The sequence below is a fragment of the Methylobacterium sp. J-077 genome (genome assembly GCF_022829365.1).
Taxonomy (GTDB): domain Bacteria; phylum Pseudomonadota; class Alphaproteobacteria; order Rhizobiales; family Beijerinckiaceae; genus Methylobacterium.
Genome location: NZ_JAKSYJ010000052.1, coordinates 1 through 20,460 on the forward strand (window position 1 = coordinate 1; position 20,460 = coordinate 20,460).

Below are 20,460 nucleotides of genomic sequence, written 5' to 3' on the forward strand. Positions count from 1 at the left end.
GGTCATCGGCTCGACCGACTTGTTCACCCGGCGGTTGACCGAGACGATCGTCGCCCAGGTCGCCGGGGTGAGGCTGATGCGGGCCGGCTCGCTCCGGTCCACCGCACATTCCGCCGCGTAGGACTGGCAGAACGTCACCCAAGCCGCGATCGGGCGGGCATCGCCGAGCACCTTGGCGCCGGCTTCCGCGGGCAGGCTCGCCAGGGTCTGGGCCTCGGCGGTGACCGCGAGGCCGAACAGCACCAGCGCGCCGGCGAGCGTCACCCGAACCGTCTTGAGAAGCCCCGCGCCCATCGAACCCGTCCTCGCTGCTGAGGACAGGATTGCGCCGCAGAGCCTCCGCGGCGCTGAAGCGGATCGGCGCAATTTTATCGATTCGCCCGCGGCGGCGGGCTGTAGCGCGACACCGTCGACGGGCTCCTTGGGAAACCCGGAAAATCCGCGGCTTCCGGTTGGGAAACCGGAAACCTTGAGGGTTTCTTCAGGGGCCGAGCAGCTTCACGAAGGCGGCACCGGCCCCGAAGAACGCGGCACCGGCCGCCATCCCGGCGAGGCCGATCTGCCAGGGGGCAAGCGCGCGGTCGCGTTCCAGCTTCGCCGCCTCGGCCATCAGCTTCTTCTGCTCGGCCACGAATTTCTGCGACTCTTCGATCGCGTGCAGCACCCGCGTGACCTGCTCGGCGAAATCGAGCGAGTCGGGAGCGGACGTGTCGGCCATCGGCCCTGATTCCTCGGCGTTACCGTTGCGATAACCTGAGGGCTCCCCGGCGCGACGGCAAGGGGCTCGCACCCGCCCGGGACGACCGTCGATCCGGCTATGCGGAAGCCGGATCGACGGCCTCCCTCACCCGGCCGTCTGGTCGAGCTTGCGCTCCGTCTCGCCCTTGAGCTCCGGGAAATCCGCCTGCGTGTAGGCCCGCCCGCGGTGCGGGTCCTCGGTCACGCCGTCATGCTCCAGCCGGCGCAGCTGGACCCGGCGGATCTTGCCCGAGATGGTCTTGGGCAGCTCGGTGACGAATTCGAGCCCGCGCAGGCGCTTGAACGTCGCCAGCCGGGCGTTGGTGAAGCGGAAGATGTCGAGCGCCGTCTCGGGTCCGGCCGAGGCGCCGGCCACCAGCGAGACATAGGCCTTCGGGATCGTGTGGCGCATCGGATCAGGGATCGGCACCACCGCGGCTTCCGCCACGGCCGGATGCTCGATCAGCACGCTCTCCAGCTCGAACGGGCTGATCCGGTAGCCCGACGACTTGAACACGTCGTCGGCGCGGCCGACGAAGGTGTAGCAGCCCTGATCGTCCACGAAGGCGACGTCGCCGGTGCGGTAGAGCGGGCCGTCCGCGCCCGACAGGGTGCCGCGGCCGTCGTCGTAGCCCTGCATCAGGCCGGCGGGGCGATGCGCGCCGAGGTCCAGGCAGACCTCGCCCTCGCTGGCCGGCTCGCCGTCGGCGTCGAGGACGCGCACGCGATAGCCCGGCAGCGGCCGGCCGAGGGCGCCGGGCACCACCGGCTGGCCGGGGGTGTTGGCCATCAGGGCCGTGGTCTCGGTCTGGCCGTAGCCGTCGCGGATCGTGACGCCCCAGGCGTCCTTCACGCGCTCGATCACCTCGGGATTCAGGGGCTCGCCGGCGGCGCAGATCTCGCGCAGGGCCAGCGACCGGCCGGTGAGATCCTCCTGGATGATCATCCGCCACACGGTCGGCGGTGCGCAGAGCGTGGTGGCGCGGGTGCGCTCCAGCTGCGCAAGCAGCGCCGCCGCGTTGAACGGCGCCTGGTTGATCACCAGGATGGTCGCGCCGGCATTCCAGGGGGCGAAGAACGACGACCAGGCATGCTTGGCCCAGCCGGGCGAGGAGACGTTGCAATGCACGTCTCCGGGCTGGAGCCCGAGCCAGTACATGGTCGAGAGCGCCCCCACCGGATAGGAGCGGTGGCTGTGGCGCACCAGCTTCGGCTTCGCGGTCGTGCCGGAGGTGAAGTACAGGAGCAGCGGATCGTCGGCCGCGGTCGGCCCGTCGGGGGTGAAGGTCTCGGAAGCACCGAACGCATCGTCGTAGGCGCTCCAGCCCGCCGTCGCCGCCCCGGTGACGATGCGGATCGCGCCGCCGGTCTCCAGGCCTGAGAAGCGCCCGAGTTGCTCCGGCCCGGCCACGATCGCCCGGGGCCGGCCGCGGGCCAGGCGGTCGGCGAGCTCGTCCGCCGTCAGCAGGGTGGTGGCCGGGATGACCACGGCCCCGAGCTTCATCGCCGCCAGCATCGTCTCCCACAGGGCCGGGACGTTGCCGAGCAACAGGAGCAGATGGTCGCCGCGCTCCAGCCCGAGCCCGCGCAGGTGGTTGGCGACCTGGTTGGACCGGCGCGCCATCTGCCCGAAGGTCAGGCTCTGCTCGGCGCCGCTGCCGGCCTCAACGATGTGGAGCGCGGTGCGGTCGCGGCTCTCGGGCCCGGCGAGCTCCGCGTCGAACCAGTCGAGCGCCCAGTTGAACGGCACCGGGTCCGGCCATGCGAAGGCCGAAATGGCCGCTGCGTAGTCGATGCGATGGGCCAGCAGCAGATCGCGGGCCTCCCGGAAGCTGGGCATGGTCGTTCCCCCCGTCGTTCTTGTTCGGCCGGCAGATCCGGCCCATCCCGCCCTCAGGCGGGAATCAGGTCCTCGCCGGCCTCACCGCGCGCAAGGCGCTGCACCATGCCGGTGTGGAAATGGCGGATCTCGTCGGCGATCGCCTCCACCGCGCGGCTGTTGCGGGGAAAGTCGTCGGCGTTGAGCCCGATCAGGCCGGCAGTGTAGCCGGTCTCGTTGTTCTCGAACGGGTCGGCATAGAGCCAGGTCCACCAGTCCCGGGCCGGGACCAGGCTCGCGCCGGGCTTGACCCGCAAAGCCGCCAGGAACCGGAAATGCCGGAGCAGTTCCTTGCGCCAGACCGCCCGCGTCTCCGGGGCCACGTCGAAGGCCAGCAGCTTCACGAGATGCTCGTTGATGGTCTCCTCCCGCCCGCGCGCCTCCTGGGCGACGATCGCGCGCGGGAAGGCCATCTCGAAACGGGCTTCGCTATCGCGGTCCAGGACGTCCATCGCCCATGCCCCAGCTCATGTGTTCTCGAACCGGGCCGGCCGCTTCTCCACGAAGGCGGCCATGCCCTCCTTCTGGTCCTTCGTGGCGAACATCGCGTGGAAGACCCGGCGCTCGAAGCGCACGCCCTCGGTGAGGGTGGTCTCGTAGGAGCGGTTGACCGCCTCCTTGGTCATCATGGCGATCGGCAGCGACATGGAGGCGATGGTCTCGGCCGCCTTCAGCGCCTCGTCGAGGAGCTGGTCCGCCGGGACCACCCGGGAGACCAGGCCGGCGCGCTCGGCCTCGGCGGCATCCATCATCCGGCCGGTGAGGCACATCTCCATGGCCTTCGACTTGCCGACGAAGCGGGTGAGCCGCTGGCTGCCGCCGATCCCCGGCATCACGCCGAGCTTGATCTCGGGCTGGCCGAACTGCGCCGTGTCGGCGGCCAGGATGAAGTCGCACATCATGGCGAGCTCGCAGCCGCCTCCGAGGGCGTAGCCCGCCACCGCGGCGATGATCGGTGTGCGCACCCCCGTGAACCGTTCCCAGTCGGCGAAGCGGTCTTGCGCATACATCTCCGCGTAGGTCGCGTGCTGCATCTCCTTGATGTCGGCCCCGGCCGCGAAGGCCTTGGCCGAGCCGGTGATGACGATGCAGCCGATGCCCGGATCGGCATCCGCCTCGGTCGCCGCCCGGATCACCTCACGGGTGAGCTGGGCGTTGATGGCGTTGAGCGCCTTCGGGCGGTTGAGGGTGATCAGCAGGACGCGCCCGCGCGTCTCCGTCAGGATCGTCTCGTAGGCGTCCATCACGACTCACTCCCTGGACCGCGAAGCATACGGATGATCGCGGAAAAGTCCTCTCCCCCGTGGCCGAGGCCTTCGAACAGCCCATAGATCTGCGCGGCTTCGGTCCCTAGCGGCGTCGCCGCCCCCGAGGCGAGGGCGGCGGCCTGCGCCAGCCGGAGGTCCTTGAGCATCAGCCCGGCGGCGAAGCCCGGCTTGTAGCCGGCATTGGCCGGGGAGGTCGGCACCGGGCCCGGCACCGGGCAATAGGTGGTCAGCGACCAGCACTGGCCCGAGGAAACCGAGGCGACGTCGTAGAGCGCCTGATGCGACAGACCCAGCTTTTCGCCCAGCGCGAAGGCCTCGCTGACGCCGATCATCGAGATCCCGAGGATCATGTTGTTGCAGATCTTGGCCGCCTGCCCGGCGCCGGCCGCGCCGCAATGGAACACGTTCTTGCCCATGGCCTTCAGCAGGGGCTCGGCCTTGGCGAAGGCCGCGTCGGCGCCGCCGGCCATGAAGGTCAGCGTCCCGGCCTTGGCGCCGCCGGTCCCGCCGGAGACCGGCGCATCCACCGACAGGCAGCCCCGCGCCTCGGCGAGGCCGTGGGCCTTGCGCGAGCTCTCGACATCGACCGTCGAGGAATCGATCAGCAACGTCCCGGTCGGCAGCGCGTCGGCGAGCTGCATCCAGACCTCGACCACGTGCCGCCCGGCGGGCAGCATGGTGACCACCACCTCAGCCCCCTCGGCCGCCTCCAGGGCCGAACCCGCGACCGCGACGCCCGCGGCCCGGGCCGCCTCCAGGGAGGCCGGCGCCAGGTCGAACCCGCGCACGGTGTGCCCCGCCTTCACGAGGTTGGCCGCCATGGGGCCGCCCATGTTGCCGAGACCGATGAACCCGACGGTCTGTGCCATCATACCCCTCCCTGCTTATCGCAGCGCCGCTCCCACCCAACCGGCATCCCCTCCGTTCCGAATAGGGCATGACGGGCTCCCTCTCCCGTGCGGGAGAGGGTTGGGGTGAGGGATACGCCCTCTCCGGAAAAATTGGGTCCCTCACCCTGCCCCTCTTCTGCACGGGAGAGGGGATCCGCGCTCGAGCCCGGATCCCGCGATCCCGATCTTGGGCGGGGCAGAGGGGGCGAACTCACATCACACCGGTCCCGTGCGGCCCTGCGAAAAAACCGGCTCCGCCCGTGGCTCGAGCCAGCTTGCGATCCGGGCCGGGTCGACCGCGTCGAGGCGCGGCGGGTTCCAGCGCGGGCTCTTGTCCTTGTCGATCACCGCGGCCCGGATGCCCTCGCGGAAATCGCCCTCCTCCAGCAGTGCCAGCGAGGCGTGGAACTCGCGCTCCAGGCAGGCTTCGAGGTTGGGGGAGCGCCGGCCGAGGCGCAGCAGGCAGAGCGTCAGCACCAGGCTCGACGGGGACTTGGTCAGCAGGGTCTTGCGGGTCGCTGCCGCGAAGTCGGAGCCGTCCGCCTCCAGGGCCGACAGGATCTCGTCGACCATGTCGAAGCTGAAGCAGCGATCGATGGTCTCGCGATGCTGCGCCAGGGGCGGTTCGCCGGGATCGCGCGCCAGCCGGCCGAGCGCGTCGCGCACGCCCGCGTCGCCGGCATCGGGCGGCAGGGCCGACAGCGCGTCGATCAGGTCGGGGAGCGCCTGCGTGGGCACCAGCAGATCGGCGAGCCCGCAAAACATCGCGTCGGCGGCGGCGACCGGCTCGCCGGTCAGGCCGAGATAGGTGCCGATCTGGCCGGGCGCCCGGGGCAGCAGCCAGGTGCCGCCGACATCCGGCAGGTAGCCGATGCCGGTCTCCGGCATGGCGACGCGGGAGCGCTCGGTGACGACCCGGTGGGCGGCATGCCCGGCGAGGCCGACGCCGCCGCCCATGGTGATGCCGTCCATCACCGCCACGAACGGCTTTTCGTAAGCCGCAATCCGGGAATCGAGCCTGTATTCGTCCCGCCAGAAGGCTTCCGCGAAGGCGGTACCGGGGTTCTCGTACAGGCCCCGCAGGTCGCCGCCGGCGCAGAGGCCGCGCTCGCCCTCGCCGGTGAGCAGCACAGCGGCGAGGCCGGGATCGGCCGAGAACTGGTTCAGGGCGGCGTCGATCGCCCGGACCATGCCGTGGGTCAGGGCGTTCAGGGCCTTCGGCCGGTCGAGGCGCAGGCGGCCCAGCGCGCCGACGCGCTCGACGATCACATCGCTCATCAGCGTCCCCCGGTCAGCGCGCGGGCGATGATCACCCGCATGATCTCGTTGGTGCCCTCGAGGATCTGGTGCACCCGCAGGTCGCGGACGATTTTTTCCACCCCATACTCGGCGAGATAGCCGTAGCCGCCATGGAGTTGCAGGGCCTGGTTGGCGACCTCGAAGGCGGCATCCGTCACGTGGCGCTTGGCCATGGCACAGAGCGTCGTGGCTGCCGGATCCTTGGCGTCCAAGGCGGCGGCGGCGTGGCGCAGGAAGGTGCGCGACACCTCCAGGGCGGTCGCCATGTCGGCCAGCCGGAACTGGAGCGCCTGGAAGTCGCTGAGCCGGGACCCGAAGGCGCGCCGGTCGCCCATATAGGCCAGGGTCTTGTCGAGGGCCGACTGGGCGCCGCCCAGAGCGCAGGCGGCGATGTTGAGCCGGCCGCCGTCGAGGCCGCTCATGGCGATGCGGAAGCCCTGGCCGTCCGCGCCCAGGCGGTTGGCCACCGGCACGCGGCAGCCGTCGAACCGCACGGCCCGGGTCGGCTGGGCGTTCCAGCCCATCTTGCGCTCTTCCGCGCCGAAGGAGAGGCCGGGCGTCCCCTTCTCGACCACGATCGCCGAGATGCCCTTCGGTCCCGCCTCGCCGGTGCGGACCATGCAGACGTAGAGATCGCTGACACCGGCGCCGGAGATGAACTGCTTCTCGCCGGTGAGCACGTAATTGTCGCCGTCGCGCTCGGCGCGGGTGCGGAGCGCCGCCGCGTCGGAGCCCGAGCCCGGCTCGGTCAGGCAGTAGCTGGCGATCGTCTTCATGCCCATCAGGGCCGGGATCCAGCGCTGGCGCTGGTCGGCGTCGCCGTAGGCGTCGATCATCCAGGCGCACATGTTGTGGATCGACAGGAACGCCGCCACGGTCGGGCAGCCGGTGCTCAGCGCCTCGAAGATCAGGGCGGCGTCGAGCCGCGACAGGCCCGATCCGCCGACATCCTCGCGCACATAGATGCCGGCCATGCCGAGCGCCGCGGCCGCCCGCAGGGTCTCGACCGGGAAGGTCTTGTCCCGGTCCCAGTCGAGGGCGTGCGGCGCGATATGCTCGGCCGCGAAGCCGAGCGCCATCTCGCGGATCGCGGTCCGGTCCTCATCGAGCCCGAAACTCATGGGCGTCACTCCAATAGGTCAGAACTGGCGCGTTCCCTCCCCCCTCTGCGGGGGGAGGGTGGCCCCTGCGTCAGCAGGGGTCGGGTCGGGACGAAGTCCCGCAAGAGGGGAGCGACGGTGCCGGATAGGTCGCGCCGGTCGTTCGATCCTGAACCGTCGCGCTGCCCCTCGCCCGCCCTGCATCCGCAGGGCACCCTCCCCCGCAGAGGGGGGAGGGTAAGGCGTCCCTACCGCATCGTCGGGATGGAGAACTCCGCCCCGCTCTTGATGCCGGACGGCCAGCGCTGCGTCACCGTCTTGGTCTTGGTGTAGAAGCGGATCGAGTCCGGCCCGTGCTGGTTCAGGTCGCCGAAGCCCGAGCGCTTCCAGCCGCCGAAGGTGTGGTAAGCGATCGGGACCGGGATCGGCACGTTGACGCCGACCATGCCGACATTGACCCGGGCGGTGAAGTCGCGGGCCGCGTCGCCGTCCTGGGTGAAGATCGCGACGCCGTTGCCGTACTGGTGGGTCGAGGGCAGCGCCAGGGCCTCCTCGTAGTTCCGGGCCCGCACCACCGAGAGGACCGGCCCGAAGATCTCCTCCTTGTAGATGGTCATGTCGGGGGTCACGCGGTCGAACAGCGAGCCGCCCATGTAGAAGCCGTTCTCGTAGCCCTGGAGCTTGAAGCCGCGGCCGTCGACGGCCAGATGCGCGCCCTCGGCGACGCCCTGGTCGATATAGCCCGCCACCTTCCGGACCGCTTCCGCCGTGACCATCGGGCCGTAATCGGCCGAGGCGTCATGCGACGGGCCGATCTTGAGCGACTCGACCCGCGGGATCAGCTTCTCCATCAGGCGGTCGGCGGTGGCCTCGCCCACCGGCACCGCCACGGAGATCGCCATGCAGCGCTCGCCGGCCGAGCCGTAGCCGGCGCCGATCAGCGCATCGACCGCCTGGCCCAGATCGGCGTCGGGCATGATGATCATGTGGTTCTTGGCGCCGCCGAAGCACTGGGCGCGCTTGCCCGTCTGGGCGGAGCGCACGTAGATGTACTCGGCGATCTGCGAGGAGCCGACGAAGCCGACCGCCTTGATGTCCTCGTCGTCGAGGATCGCGTCGACGGCTTCCTTGTCGCCGTTGACGACGTTCAGGATGCCCGGCGGCAGGCCGGCCTCCAGAAAGATCTCGGCGATGCGCAGGGGCACGCTCGGGTCGCGCTCGGACGGCTTCAGGATGAAGGCGTTGCCGCAGGCGATGGCTGGGGCGCATTTCCACAGCGGGATCATGGCCGGGAAGTTGAACGGCGTGATGCCGGCGACCACGCCGAGCGGCTGGCGCAGGGAGTAGACGTCGATGCCGGGGCCGGCGCCCTCGGTGTACTCGCCCTTGAGCAGGTGCGGGATGCCGCAGGCGAACTCGACCACCTCGACGCCGCGCTGAATGTCGCCCTTGGCGTCCGGCACGGTCTTTCCGTGCTCGGAGGCGAGCAGCTCGGCCAGGCTGTCCATCTCGCCGCGGATCAGCTCGAGGAAGCGCATCATCACCCGGGCGCGCTTCTGCGGGTTGGTGGCGGCCCAGGCCGGCTGGGCCGCGGCGGCGTTCTCCACCGCGGCGCGCATCTCGGCCTTGCTGGCGAGCGCCACCTTCGCCTGGACCTCGCCGGTCGAGGGGTGGAACACGTCGGCGAACCGCCCGCTCTCGCCGCCGACGAGACGGCCGCCGATATAGTGCCCGATCGTGCGCATGAGCGCCTCCCTGCTGTCGTTTTTCGATTTGGTTTGGTGCAGCCTAACAGGATCGCTTGAACGATAAAGCCGGATGCGCTTACAGCCGTCGTGCATCGATGCACAGCGGGTTTGCGGGCATGAGCCGGGCGGGGCGCAACTGGGACGACCTGCGGTTCTTCCTGGCGGTGGCGCGCACCGGTACCCTGAGCGCCGCCGCGGCGCGCACCGGCACCGAGCACACCACGGTCGGGCGCCGGATCCGCGCCCTGGAAGAGGGGCTCGGCGCCCGCCTGTTCCACCGCAGCAACCTCGGCTACGCGCTCACCGAGGACGGCGCCCACCTGCTGAGTGTGGCCGAGACCATGGAGAGCGCGTTCCTGTCGGCCAAGACCGCCACCGAGGCGGGCGCCCAGGCCGTCTCCGGCACGGTGCGGATCGGCGCCCCGGACGGGTTCGGCAGCGTGTTCCTGGCCTCGCGGATGCACCGCCTGACCGAGCGCCATCCGGGGCTGGAGGTCGAGATCATGGCGACCGCCCGGATCTTCAGCCTGTCGAAGCGCGAGGCCGACATCGTCATCGGCCTGTCGACCCCGCAGCAGGCCCGGGTTGTGGCGCGCCGGCTCACCGATTACCGGCTGTTCGTCTACGGGGCCGAAGCCTACCTCGCCGCGGCGCCGCCGATCACGGGCGTCTCGGACCTGACCGCGCATCCCTTCGTCGGCTATATCGAGGACATGCTGTTCGCGCGCGAGCTGAACTATCTCGGCGCCCTGGAGCCCGCCGTGACCGCGCGGCTGCGCTCGACCAACCTGCTGGCCCAGGTCCACGCGACCCTGAACGGCGCCGGCCTGTGCATCCTGCCGGCCTTCATCGCGGCGGCCCATCCCGGGCTGGCGCCGGTCCTGCCGGGCGCCGTGTCGCTGACGCGCTCGTTCCACATGCACATCCACGAGGACCACCGGAAGGCCGCCCATATCCGGGCGGTGGCGGGCTTCATCGCCGGGGAGGTCGAGGCGGCCGGCGCGCTGTTCGCCGGGCCGGCGGTGTAAGCGGCGGCGGTTTCGCGGCGGGGCCCCAAGTCGTAAGATCGACGGTTCCGGCAGGCCAGCATTGGCACTGAGTCAAGGATCAAAAGAATGGTCGCCTCGATCGCCCTGCCCCGGCTGATGCGCATCGGCGCCGGCGCCTCGCGGCTGCTGCTGGAGATCCTGGGCCAGCTCGGCCTGTCGCGCCCCTTCGTGGTCACCGACCCGTATCTGGTCAGCAGCGGCCGCACCGAGATGCTGCTCGAACGGCTCAACAGCGCCGGCGCCCGGGCAAAGATCTTCTCCGAGACCGTGCCGGATCCGACCGTGGCCTCCGTGGAGGCGGCGCTCGCCGCGCTCCAGGCCGGCGACTTCGACTGCGTGGTCGGCTTCGGCGGCGGCAGCCCGATGGACACCGCCAAGGCCGTGGCCGTGCTCGCCCGCCACGGCGGCCACATGCGCGACTACAAGGCGCCCCACCTGCAGGACGAGCCCGGCCTGCCGATCGTGGCGATCCCGACCACCGCGGGCACCGGCTCGGAGGCGACCCGCTTCACCATCGTCACCGACGAGACCTCGGACGAGAAGATGCTCTGCATCGGGCTGGCCTACCTGCCGGTGGCGGCGCTCGTGGATTACGAGCTGACGCTGACCAAGCCCAAGCGTCTCACCGCCGATACCGGCATCGACGCGCTGACCCATGCGATCGAGGCCTACGTCTCGCGCAAGTCCAACCTGTTCTCGGACGGGCTCGCCCTCCAGGCGATGCACCTGATCGCCCCGAACCTGCGCCGGGTCTGGACCGACCCCGGCGACCGGGCGGCGCGCGAGGCGATGATGCTGGGTGCGACCCAGGCCGGCATCGCGTTCTCGAACGCGTCGGTGGCGCTGGTCCACGGCATGAGCCGGCCGATCGGCGCGCATTTCCACGTGGCCCACGGGCTCTCGAACGCGATGCTGCTGCCGGTGGTCACCGCCTTCTCGGCCCCCGCCGCCGTGGCGCGCTACGCCGCCTGCGCCCGGGCCATGGGCATCCCCGGCCTGGACGGCGACGACCGGGCCGCCGTGAACGCCCTGGTGGCCGAGCTCGAAGCCCTCAACGACGACCTCGACGTGCCCGGCCCCCGGGAATACGGGATCGACCCGGCCCGCTGGGAGGCGCTGCTCCCGACCATGGCCGCCCAGGCCCTGGCCTCCGGCTCCCCGGCCAACAACCCGATCGAGCCGAGCGCGGAGGAGATCCAGGCGCTGTATCGGCGGGTGTGGGCGGCGTGAGGCCGACCGGGACCCGGCGGCGGCGACAGGCTGGCAATCCACGCGCGGCGTAGCTACGTTTAGGCTACACCAGGAGTCGAAGATCATGCCCGCCAATACGGTCGTTCGCGCGCGTATCGACCTCGCCACGAAGGAGCGTGCGACGAAGGCGTTGGACGCGATGGGGCTTTCGGTCTCGGATGCGATCCGGCTCCTGATGGTGCGGATCGCGGACGAGCAACGCCTGCCGTTCGCCGTGAAGGTCCCGAATGCGGCAACCCAGGCGGCCATCGCCGAACTGGAGGCCGGCCAGGGCGAGCGGTTCGCCGATATCGACGCGCTGATGGCCGACCTGCATGCGGACGATTGAGCGTTCCGCGCAGTTCAAGCGGGACTACAAGCGCGAAGCGAAGGGGCGCCACGCTGCCACCCTCGATCGGGATCCAATCCCGATCCTCCGAGCCCTCGCCGGCGACCATCCGCTGGAAGCGCGCCATCGGGATCACGCCCTGAGCGGCACCTGGGCCGGCTATCGCGACTGTCACGTCAAGCCGGATCTCGTGCTGATCTATCGAAAGCCCGACGCGGACACGCTGCGTTTGGCCCGGCTCGGGTCGCACAGCGAAGTGTTCGGGTAAGGATTGTTTCGACTGTGCGATCTCAGTCGAACGACGTTAAAAACTAACAGGTATCCAAATCTTTCGCTCATCCTAAGGTCGAGGATGGGAAAGGTTGGTCGAACAGCTTCCTAGAATTGCAAGCGAGGCCAATCGAGGCAGTCCCTCTCACAAATTGGCACACCTTCGGCCCGGGTGCCCGGAAGCTCGGGGCACCCGGGCAGGCCCCTACTTCGCCGTCAGCGGGCAGCCGCTCTCGGCGGGCGTGGCGTAGGCTTCCCTGCCCGGGATGGTCGCGAGTTGCCGGTAGAGGTCCCACTCGCCCTTCGATTCGGCCGGCTTCTTGACCTCGAACAGGTACATGTCGTGCACCATGCGGCCGTTCGGCTGGACGATGCCGCCATGGGCGAACACGTCGTCCACCGGCAGTGTCTTCAGCTTGGCGTTGACCGCCTCGGTCTCGTCGGTGCCCGCCGCCTTCACGGCCCTCAGGTAGGACAGGACCGCCGAGTAGGTGCCGGCCTGGATCATGTTCGGCATCCGGCCCGTGCGCTTCATGAATCGCTGCCCGAACGCGCGGGTCTCGTCGTTGGTGTCCCAGTACCAGCCCTCGGTGAGCGTCAGGCCCTGCGCCACCTTGAGGCCGAGCCCGTGCACCTCCGACAGCGTGAACAGCAGGGCCGCGAGCTTCTGGCCGCCCTCGACGATGCCGTACTCGGCCGCCTGCTTGATCGAGTTGGAGGTGTCGAGGCCGGCATTGGCGAGCCCGATCACCTTGGCCTTCGAGCCCTGGGCCTGGAGCAGGAACGAGGAGAAATCCTGGTTCGAGAGCGGGTGGCGGACGCTGCCCAGCACCTTGCCGCCATTGGCGAGAACGACGCGGCTCGTGTCGGCCTCCAGAGCCGAGCCGAAGGCGTAATCGGCGGTGAGGAAGAACCACGTATCGCCGCCGGCCCGGGTCAGCGCGCCGCCGGTGCCGACCGCCAGCGCCCGCGTGTCGTAGGCCCAATGGTAGCCGTAGGACGTGCAGGCCTTGCCGGTGAGGTCGCTCGACGCCGCCCCGGTGGTGATCGTGATCTTCTTCTTCTCGCGGGACAGGCCCTGGACCGCCAGCGCCACCGACGAGGTGGTCAGCTCCATGATCGCGTCGACGCCGTCGCGGTCGTACCATTGCCGGGCGATCCCCGAGGCAATGTCGGGCTTGTTCTGGTGGTCGGCGGACAGGATCTCGATCGGCACGCCGTCGATCTTGCCGCCGATATCCTCCACCGCCATCCGGGCGGCTTCGATGGAGCCCTGGCCGCCGAACTCGGCATAGAGGCCGGACTGGTCGTTGAGCACGCCGATGCGCACCGCATTGCCCGAGAAGGCGCCGGCTCCGGCGCCCTGGGCCGCGACCGGGCTCGAGCCCAGGGCCGCGCCCGCCAGCGCGGCGGCCAGCACCGCACCGCCAAATGTCCTGATCATGTCACTCCCCGGCATGGTCGACCCCGGATTATCCGAGCCACCCGATTCTGACGCGGGCTGAATGCAGAATATTGCACGGGTGCAGGCCGCGCCACGGCCGAGATCGGCCGGGAATTGAGGGATCGCGGGCGTTGTGACGCCCCGGCATTCGCCCCGTTCCCGGACCGGTACTGACCGGCGAGGTTATAATACCTTAACCATAATTACACGAATGGCCGCGCAGGGTCCGGTCATGGACGGCAATTCGGCCGTCTCCGGCGCGTGGCGATGCGATGAATCCAGCCCGTCTCGCCGTCCTCGGCATCGCCCTCGCAGCGGGCAGCGGGGCGGCGTTCCTGATGAGCGGCGGCGACCCGCCCCCGCCGCCGCCGGCCCCGAAGGCCGAGATGCCGCCGCCGCCGCCGATGACCGAGGTGCTGGTGGCCGCCGCCGACATGCCGATGGGCCAGGTTCTGCGGGCCGCGGACCTGCGCTGGCAGCCCTGGCCGGACGGCGCCATGACGGCGGGCTACATCAGCCGCAAGGACAACGCGAAGGCGCTGGACGAGACGGTCGGCGCCTCCGTGCGCTCGGGCTTCCTGGCCGGCGAACCGATCCGGGCGCAGAAGCTGGTCCGGCCCGAGAGCGGATTCATGGCCGCGATCCTGCCCGCCGGGATGCGCGCGGTCGCCATCGTCACCGACAGCCGCGGCACCAACTCGGCCGGCGGCTTCATCCTGCCCAACGACCGCGTCGACGTGATCCGCACCTTTCGCGACGACGCCAACTCGCGCGCCAACAATAGCGACGTGCAGCTCTCCCAGACCATCCTGACCGACATCCGCGTCCTCGCGATCGGTCAGCTGATCCAGGAGAAGAACGGCACCAACGTCGTCACCGGCGAGACCGCGACTCTGGCCGTCACCCCCGCTCAGGCGGAGACCCTGACGCTCGCCCAGAAGGTCGGCTCGCTGTCGCTCGCGCTGCGCAGCCTCGCGGATGCGGGCCGGCCGGTCGAGGCCCAGCCCGCCGATGCCGCGATGGCGCAGACGCCCGAACCCGGATTGACCGTCGTGCGCTTCGGCGTCGCGCGGCAGCAGACGCCGTGATCCCCATGACCGACCTGCCGATCCTCCTCCGCCCGGCGCGCATCCTCGCGCTGCTCGCCCTGGTGGCCGGGGGACCCGCCTTCGCACAGGAGCGCTCGACCCTCGGCCCCGCGCCCGTGCTCACGGTGGGCTCTGCGGAGGCCGCCTCGTCCCGCCGGGTCGAATTGACCGCGGGCCGCTCGGTGATCGTCGACCTGCCGCGGGACGCCAAGGAGGTGTTCGTCGCCAACCCGGCGGTGGCCAACGCGGTGGTCCGCTCGACCCGAAAAGTGTTCGTGATCGGCATGGCCGACGGCGCCACCTCGATCTTCATCATGGATGCCGAGGGCCGCCAGATCGCCGCCCTCGACGTGACCGTGGCCCGGGACCTCAACCTTGGGACGCTGCGCGAATTGCTCGGCCAGAGCATCCCGGGCGGCCGCTTCGACGTGCGCTCGTCGGGTGCCTCGGTGCTGCTCTCGGGCTCGGTGAATTCATCCTCCGACGCCCAGCAGGCGATCGACATCGCCAACGCCTTCGTCGGCCTGGGCGGCGGCGCGGCCGCCACGGGCGCCCCGAGCGGCGGCGTCTCATCCGGGGCGCGGGGCGCGGTGATCAACAACCTCACGATCCGCAACAAGGATCAGGTGATGCTCCGCGTCACCGTGGTCGAGGTGTCCCGCAACGTCCTGAAGCAGTTCGGGATCAACATGACCGGCAACTGGTCGGCGTTGAATCCGGTCAGCACGGCGACAGACGCGGTCACCGGACTCGTGACTTCGCCGGCGCTCAACAACACCCTGCCCTTCCCGATCACCGGCGGCAGCACGCCCTCGGGCAACCAGCTCCAGGCCTCAATCAAGGGAGCCGGCTTCTCGCTGCAGGCGACGCTGAAGGCCTTCGAACAGGCGGGCGTGTCGCGCATCCTGGCCGAGCCGACGCTGACCGCGATCTCCGGGGAGGCCGCGAAGTTCCTGGCCGGCGGTGAATTCCCGGTTCCGTCCTCGGCCTCCTGCGTGGTCGGTGGCATCTGCACGCCCGGCATCACCTTCAAGCCCTACGGCGTCTCGCTCTCCTTCACGCCCGTGGTTCTGGCCGACAACCGGATCTCGATCCGCGTGGCCACGGACGTGACCGAGATCGATCCGCAGCAGAGCTTCAACTACACGGTCGGCAACAACACGGTGGCCGTGCCAGGCACCCGCGTGCGCCGCTCCGAGACCACCGTCGAGCTGCCCTCCGGCGGCGTGATGATGACCGCCGGCCTGATCCAGCAGGTGAACAAGCAGGCGATCTCCGGCCTGCCCGGCCTGATCAACCTGCCGATCCTCGGCGCGCTGTTCCGGTCCCGGGACTACCAGCGCATGGAAACCGAGCTGATGATCATGTGCACCCCCTACATCGCCCGGGCGATGGAGCCCAAGCAGGTGACCCGGCCCGACGACAACTTCGTCGACGCCACCGACGGGCAGGCGGTGCTGCTCGGGCAGGTCAACCGCATCTACGGCAAGGTCGGCGCCGCCCCGCTCGGGCGCAGCTATCGCGGCCGCGTCGGCTTCATCGTCGAGTAGCGCCCCGCTTCCAGGATCGGATCCATGACCCGACGTTACCCGCCCGCCCCGTCCCGCCTCCTGGCCGCCTGCGCGCTCGGCCTGCTCGTTGCCTCCTGCAAGGGCGAGCCCGCCACCACCGGGGGAATCGACCTGTCGGATTACCGCGCGCGGCATCCGATCGTCCTGGCAGACGGCACCCGAAGCCTCGACGTGTTCGCCACCGGGCCCGGCCATCTCGATCCGAGGCAAGCCGGCGACATCGACGCGTTCATGCTGGAATACCGCCGCTACGGCCGCGGCGGCATCCTGGTGGAGGTGCCCCAGGGCCTGCCGCCGGCCCAGGCCGATTCCGTCGCGCGCACGGCGTCCGCCCTGCTGCGGCGCGGCACCGAGGACGGCGTCGGCGCCCGGGAGATCTTCCAGTCGCCCTACCCGGTCGCGGCGCCGGGTCTGGCCGCGCCGATCCGGCTGAGTTTCCAGCGCATGCAGGCCAAGGTCGCCGATCAGTGCGGGCTGTGGCCCCAGGATCTCGGCACCTCGAACTTCGCGTCCGATTACGGCAACCGCCCGAGCTGGAATCTCGGCTGCGCCACCCAGGCGAACGTGGCCGCCCAGGTGGCCGACCCGATCGACCTGGTGCGCGGACGGCCCGAAGGCCGGATCGACACGGTCAAGCGGGTGCGGGACATCGGCCAGTTGCGGGACGGCAAGGATCCGTCAACCACATGGCGGCAAGATGGGACGAACGCCGTCAAGTCCCAGGTCAGCAACTAGGACGGACGGTGCAACCTCCCACGCCGTCATCGAAGCCGCGACTCGACCACGAACCCGAAAGTCCCGTCATGGCGGATTCGTCCGAGACATCCGAGCGCACGATCGCCCCGGTGCCCCGGATCACGATCCAGGCGTTCTGCGAGACCGGCGAGACCGCCGCGATGATCGAGGGCGCGGCCCTCGACCGGCGCATGCAGAAGGCACAGGTCAAGGTCCGGATGGGGGGTGGTGCCGCGGCGATCGAGGCCTACCGGCATGCGCCGACCCCCAACGTCATCGTCATCGAGACGCAGGGCGTGCGCTCGAAGCCGGTCGAGTGCCTGGATGCCCTGGCCGAGGTCTGCGACGAGGGCACCCGCGTCCTGGTGATCGGCCACGTCAACGACGTGACTCTGTACCGCCAGCTGATCCAGCGCGGCGTGTCCGATTACCTGATGGCGCCGGTCGAGCCGCTGACCCTGATCGCGGCGATCTCCGACCTGTTCACGGCGCCCGGTGTCAAGCCGGTGGGCCGCACGGTGGCGGTCTACGGGGTCAAGGGCGGCATCGGCGCCTCGACGGTGGCGCACAACTTCGCCTGGTCGGTCGCCCGCAACCAGGGCGTCCAGACGGTGATCGCCGACCTCGACATCGCCTTCGGGACCGCCTCGCTTAACTTCAACCAGGACCCGCCGCAGGGTATCGCCGAGGCGGTGTTCGCCCCCGAGCGCCTGGATTCGGCCCTGGTCGAGCGGCTGCTGTCGAAATGCTGCGACAACCTGAGCCTGCTCTCGGCCCCGGCGAGCCTCGACCGGACCATCGACCTGTCGGAGCCGGCCTTCGATTCGCTGATCGAGTACCTGCGCGCGAGCGTGCCCTGCGTGGTCCTCGACATCCCGCATCAGTGGAGCGCGTGGTCGAAGCGCGTGCTGACGGCGGCCGACGAGATCCTGATCGTCGCCGGTCCTGACCTCGCCTGCCTGCGCAACGCCAAGAACCTGCTCGGGGCGCTCAAGCACGGGCGCCCGAACGACCAGCCGCCCCGGATCCTGCTCAACGGCGTCGGCATGGCCAAGCGGCCGGAGATCGGCGCCGCCGAGTTCGCCAAGGCGCTGGACGCGCCGATCGCCGCCACGATCCCGTTCGAGCCGACCCTGTTCGGCACCGCCGCCAACAATGGCCAGATGATCGCCGAGATCCAGGCCGGGTCGAAGGTGGCGGAGCTGTTCAACGACCTGGCGGCGGTCACCCTCGGGCGTCCGGAGACCCGGCGCAGCAAGTCGAGCCTGCTGGAGCCGCTGCTGGCCAAGCTCGCCGGCCGCAAGGCCTCGTGATGCGCAGCACCTTCGCCGGGACGATGCCTCATGCGAGCGCCTTGGATCTGACCCATGTTCGGTAGGCGACAGACCGGAGCCGCCCCGACCGCGCCCGCGCCGGTCACGCAGGTGCGGGCCGCATCGCCGGCTGCGCCGGTGCTGCGCGACGCCGCGCCGGCGCCCAAGCCGCCCAAACCGGTCGCCCCCGTGGTGGTCGAGAACCCGCGCTCCGAAGACTACTACCGGACCAAGAGCCTGATCTTCGGCGCCCTGATCGAGGCGATCGACCTCACGCAGCTCTCGCGCCTCGACGCCGAGACCGCCCGCGAGGAGATCCGCGACATCGTCACGGAGATCATCGGGCTCAAGAACATCGTCCTGTCGATCGCCGAGCAGGAAGAGCTGCTCGACGACATCTGCAACGACGTGCTGGGCTACGGCCCGCTGGAGCCGCTGCTCGCCCGCGACGACATCGCCGACATCATGGTCAACGGCGCCAACCGGACCTTCATCGAGGTCGACGGCAAGATCCAGATGACCAATGTCCGCTTCCGCGACAACCAGCAGCTGATGAACATCTGCCAGCGGATCGTCAGCCAGGTCGGGCGGCGCGTCGACGACGCCTCGCCGATCTGCGACGCGCGCCTGCCGGACGGGTCCCGCGTCAACGTGATCGCGCCGCCGCTGGCCATCGACGGCCCGGCGCTCACGATCCGCAAATTCAAGAAGGACAAGCTCACCCTGGAGCAGCTGGTGCGCTTCGGGGCGATCTCCCCGGAGGGCGCCGAGGTCCTGAAGATCATCGGCCAGTCGCGCTGCAACGTCGTCATCTCGGGCGGCACGGGCTCGGGCAAGACCACGCTGCTCAACTGCCTGACCGCCTTCATCGAGCACGACGAGCGGGTCATCACCTGCGAGGACGCGGCCGAGCTGCAACTCCAGCAGCCCCATGTCGTGCGCCTGGAGACGCGCCCGCCGAACATGGAGGGCCAGGGCCAGGTCACCATGCGCGACCTCGTCAAGAACTGCCTGCGCATGCGGCCCGAGCGGATCATCGTCGGCGAGGTCCGCGGACCCGAGGCGTTCGACCTGCTCCAGGCGATGAACACCGGTCACGACGGCTCGATGGGCACGCTCCACGCGAACAGCCCGCGCGAGTGCCTGTCGCGCATCGAGTCGATGATCTCGATGGGCGGCTTCACGCTGCCGTCCAAGACCCTGCGCGAGATGATCTGCGGCTCGATCGACGTGGTGATCCAGGCGATGCGCCTGCGCGACGGCTCCCGGCGCATCACCCACATCACCGAGGTTCTCGGAATGGAAGGCGAGGTCGTCACCACGCAGGACATCTTCCTCTACGACGTCATCGGCGAGGACGCGAACGGCAAGCTGATCGGGCGCCATCGCTCCACCGGCGTCGGCCGGCCGAAATTCTGGGAGCGCGCCCGCTATTACGGTCTCGACCGCCGGCTCGGCGCGGCGCTCGACGCCGCAGAGATCGTCGACGGGGCGTGACCATGGCGGATTCGTCCCAGCTCCCGCTCGCCGCCGGCCTGATCGGCGTCGCCGTGGCGGCTGTCGCCTACGTCGCGGTGCTGCCGCTGCTCGGCGGCCAGCGCCGGGCGAACCGGCGCCTGAAAGCGATCGGCGTCACGGCCTCCGGGGCGGCGGTGCGCGGCGTCGCGGTCAACCGGCGCGAGCAGGTCGCCAAGACGCTGAGCGAGATCGAGGCGAAGGCGAAGAACGCCAACAAGGCGACGCTGGAGCTGAAGCTCGCCCGCGCCGGCCTGAGCTGGACGAAGCGGACCTACTACACGGTCTCGGCCGGCTGCGGCACCGTCCTCGCCCTGTTGCTGTTCATCATCACCGACAGTCCGATGGCCGCGGCGGGCGCCGCCTTCGCGGGCGGCTTCGGCCTGCCCGCCCTGATGCTGCGCCGCCTGCGGCTCCGGCGCATTGCGAAGTTCAACAAGGAATTGCCCAACGCCGTCGACGTGGTGGTGCGCGGCATCCGCACCGGCATCCCGGTCGGCGACTGCTTCCGCATGGTCTCGCGCGAGGCCGAGGAGCCGGTGCGCAGCGAGTTCCGGACGGTGATCGAGACCCAGGCGATGGGCCTCTCGCTGGGCGAGGCGGTCTCGCGCCTGTTCGAGCGGGTGCCGACCGCCGAGGTCAACTTCTTCGCGATCGTGATCAACATCCAGCAGCAATCGGGCGGCAACCTGTCGGAGGCGCTGAACAACCTCTCGGTGGTGCTGCGCGACCGCGCCAAGATGCGCGGCAAGGTCCAGGCGATGAGCATGGAGGCCAAGGCCTCGGCCTCGATCATCGCGTGCCTGCCCTTCGGGGTGGCGGGCATCACCACGCTGACGAGCCCGGACTACATCTCGCTGCTCTGGACGACGGATGTCGGCAAGATCGCCTTGGTCGGGGCAGCGATCTGGATGTCGCTCGGCGTGTTCACGATCAAGAAGATGATTGCCTTCGATTTCTGAGCCCTGTCGGAT

20 protein-coding genes are annotated in these 20,460 nt (G+C 70.0%); 10 read left to right on the forward strand and 10 right to left on the reverse strand.

Translation table 11 applies throughout. The annotated features are described in order from the left end of the window. From MKL11_RS02880 to MKL11_RS02920, 9 genes are all read right to left on the reverse strand, one after another. A partial coding sequence (locus tag MKL11_RS02880; RefSeq protein ID WP_243940115.1) for a transglutaminase-like cysteine peptidase occupies positions 1 to 294 on the reverse strand: 294 nt, incomplete at its 3' end. Between the two features lie 187 nt (positions 295 to 481). Next, a complete protein-coding gene (locus MKL11_RS02885; RefSeq protein WP_243940117.1) occupies positions 482 to 718 on the reverse strand; it encodes a hypothetical protein in 237 nt (78 codons plus the stop codon). Between the two features lie 126 nt (positions 719 to 844). After that, complete coding sequence (locus MKL11_RS02890; RefSeq protein ID WP_243940119.1) at positions 845 to 2,578, reverse strand: AMP-binding protein; 1,734 nt, start codon at positions 2,576 to 2,578, stop codon at positions 845 to 847. A 53-nt stretch (positions 2,579 to 2,631) separates the two neighbouring features. After that, positions 2,632 to 3,069, reverse strand: a complete 438-nt coding sequence (locus MKL11_RS02895; protein ID WP_243940121.1) for a hypothetical protein — start codon at positions 3,067 to 3,069, stop codon at positions 2,632 to 2,634. 15 nt (positions 3,070 to 3,084) lie between these two features. Then, entirely contained in the window at positions 3,085 to 3,861 is a 777-nt protein-coding gene (locus MKL11_RS02900; protein ID WP_243940123.1) for an enoyl-CoA hydratase, read from the reverse strand. Next, complete coding sequence (gene mmsB / locus MKL11_RS02905; protein ID WP_243940125.1) at positions 3,861 to 4,754, reverse strand: 3-hydroxyisobutyrate dehydrogenase; 894 nt, start codon at positions 4,752 to 4,754, stop codon at positions 3,861 to 3,863. The genes MKL11_RS02900 and mmsB overlap by 1 nt, the downstream gene beginning before the upstream one ends. 237 nt (positions 4,755 to 4,991) lie before the next feature. Beyond that, positions 4,992 to 6,053 (reverse strand): enoyl-CoA hydratase/isomerase family protein, encoded by a 1,062-nt coding sequence (locus MKL11_RS02910; protein ID WP_243940127.1) that lies wholly within the window; start codon positions 6,051 to 6,053, stop codon positions 4,992 to 4,994. Beyond that, the gene (locus MKL11_RS02915; protein WP_243940129.1) at positions 6,053 to 7,195 is read right to left on the reverse strand and encodes an isobutyryl-CoA dehydrogenase; all 1,143 of its coding nucleotides are present in this window, start codon (positions 7,193 to 7,195) and stop codon (positions 6,053 to 6,055) included. The genes MKL11_RS02910 and MKL11_RS02915 overlap by 1 nt, the downstream gene beginning before the upstream one ends. Positions 7,196 to 7,422: 227 nt before the next feature. Further along, complete coding sequence (locus MKL11_RS02920; protein ID WP_243940131.1) at positions 7,423 to 8,919, reverse strand: CoA-acylating methylmalonate-semialdehyde dehydrogenase; 1,497 nt, start codon at positions 8,917 to 8,919, stop codon at positions 7,423 to 7,425. A gap of 119 nt (positions 8,920 to 9,038) precedes the next feature. Here MKL11_RS02920 and MKL11_RS02925 point away from each other — a divergent pair, with 119 nt between their 5' ends. The 4 genes from MKL11_RS02925 (at position 9,039) to MKL11_RS02940 (ending at position 11,818) form a co-directional block, all read left to right on the forward strand. Next, positions 9,039 to 9,950 (forward strand): LysR family transcriptional regulator, encoded by a 912-nt coding sequence (locus MKL11_RS02925; RefSeq protein ID WP_243940133.1) that lies wholly within the window; start codon positions 9,039 to 9,041, stop codon positions 9,948 to 9,950. Positions 9,951 to 10,037: 87 nt separating this feature from the next. Next, the gene (locus MKL11_RS02930; protein WP_243940135.1) at positions 10,038 to 11,201 is read left to right on the forward strand and encodes an iron-containing alcohol dehydrogenase; all 1,164 of its coding nucleotides are present in this window, start codon (positions 10,038 to 10,040) and stop codon (positions 11,199 to 11,201) included. 85 nt (positions 11,202 to 11,286) lie between these two features. After that, positions 11,287 to 11,550 (forward strand): type II toxin-antitoxin system RelB/DinJ family antitoxin, encoded by a 264-nt coding sequence (locus MKL11_RS02935; protein WP_243940137.1) that lies wholly within the window; start codon positions 11,287 to 11,289, stop codon positions 11,548 to 11,550. Next, positions 11,537 to 11,818 (forward strand): type II toxin-antitoxin system YafQ family toxin, encoded by a 282-nt coding sequence (locus MKL11_RS02940; protein ID WP_243940139.1) that lies wholly within the window; start codon positions 11,537 to 11,539, stop codon positions 11,816 to 11,818. The genes MKL11_RS02935 and MKL11_RS02940 overlap by 14 nt, the downstream gene beginning before the upstream one ends. A gap of 207 nt (positions 11,819 to 12,025) precedes the next feature. On the opposite strand, the gene MKL11_RS02945 is transcribed toward MKL11_RS02940, so the two are convergent. Then, complete coding sequence (locus MKL11_RS02945) at positions 12,026 to 13,240, reverse strand: ABC transporter substrate-binding protein (RefSeq protein WP_409565802.1); 1,215 nt, start codon at positions 13,238 to 13,240, stop codon at positions 12,026 to 12,028. 296 nt (positions 13,241 to 13,536) lie between these two features. On the opposite strand from MKL11_RS02945, the gene cpaB reads away from it, so the two are divergent. The 6 genes from cpaB (at position 13,537) to MKL11_RS02975 (ending at position 20,448) form a co-directional block, all read left to right on the forward strand. Further along, positions 13,537 to 14,352, forward strand: coding sequence for a Flp pilus assembly protein CpaB (gene cpaB, locus MKL11_RS02950; protein ID WP_243940143.1), 816 nt, complete (start codon positions 13,537 to 13,539; stop codon positions 14,350 to 14,352). Between the two features lie 5 nt (positions 14,353 to 14,357). After that, entirely contained in the window at positions 14,358 to 15,902 is a 1,545-nt protein-coding gene (locus tag MKL11_RS02955) for a type II and III secretion system protein family protein (RefSeq protein WP_243940145.1), read from the forward strand. A 24-nt stretch (positions 15,903 to 15,926) separates the two neighbouring features. Then, positions 15,927 to 16,658, forward strand: a complete 732-nt coding sequence (locus MKL11_RS02960; RefSeq protein ID WP_243940147.1) for a CpaD family pilus assembly protein — start codon at positions 15,927 to 15,929, stop codon at positions 16,656 to 16,658. Positions 16,659 to 16,726: 68 nt separating this feature from the next. Next, positions 16,727 to 17,971 carry a CpaE family protein gene (locus tag MKL11_RS02965; protein WP_243940149.1) on the forward strand — a complete coding sequence of 415 codons (1,245 nt, stop codon included), beginning with the start codon at positions 16,727 to 16,729 and terminating at the stop codon, positions 17,969 to 17,971. A 54-nt stretch (positions 17,972 to 18,025) separates the two neighbouring features. Further along, positions 18,026 to 19,468, forward strand: a complete 1,443-nt coding sequence (locus MKL11_RS02970) for a CpaF family protein (protein WP_243940151.1) — start codon at positions 18,026 to 18,028, stop codon at positions 19,466 to 19,468. Between the two features lie 2 nt (positions 19,469 to 19,470). Further along, positions 19,471 to 20,448 carry a type II secretion system F family protein gene (locus MKL11_RS02975; RefSeq protein WP_243940153.1) on the forward strand — a complete coding sequence of 326 codons (978 nt, stop codon included), beginning with the start codon at positions 19,471 to 19,473 and terminating at the stop codon, positions 20,446 to 20,448. Positions 20,449 to 20,460: the final 12 nt, after the last annotated feature.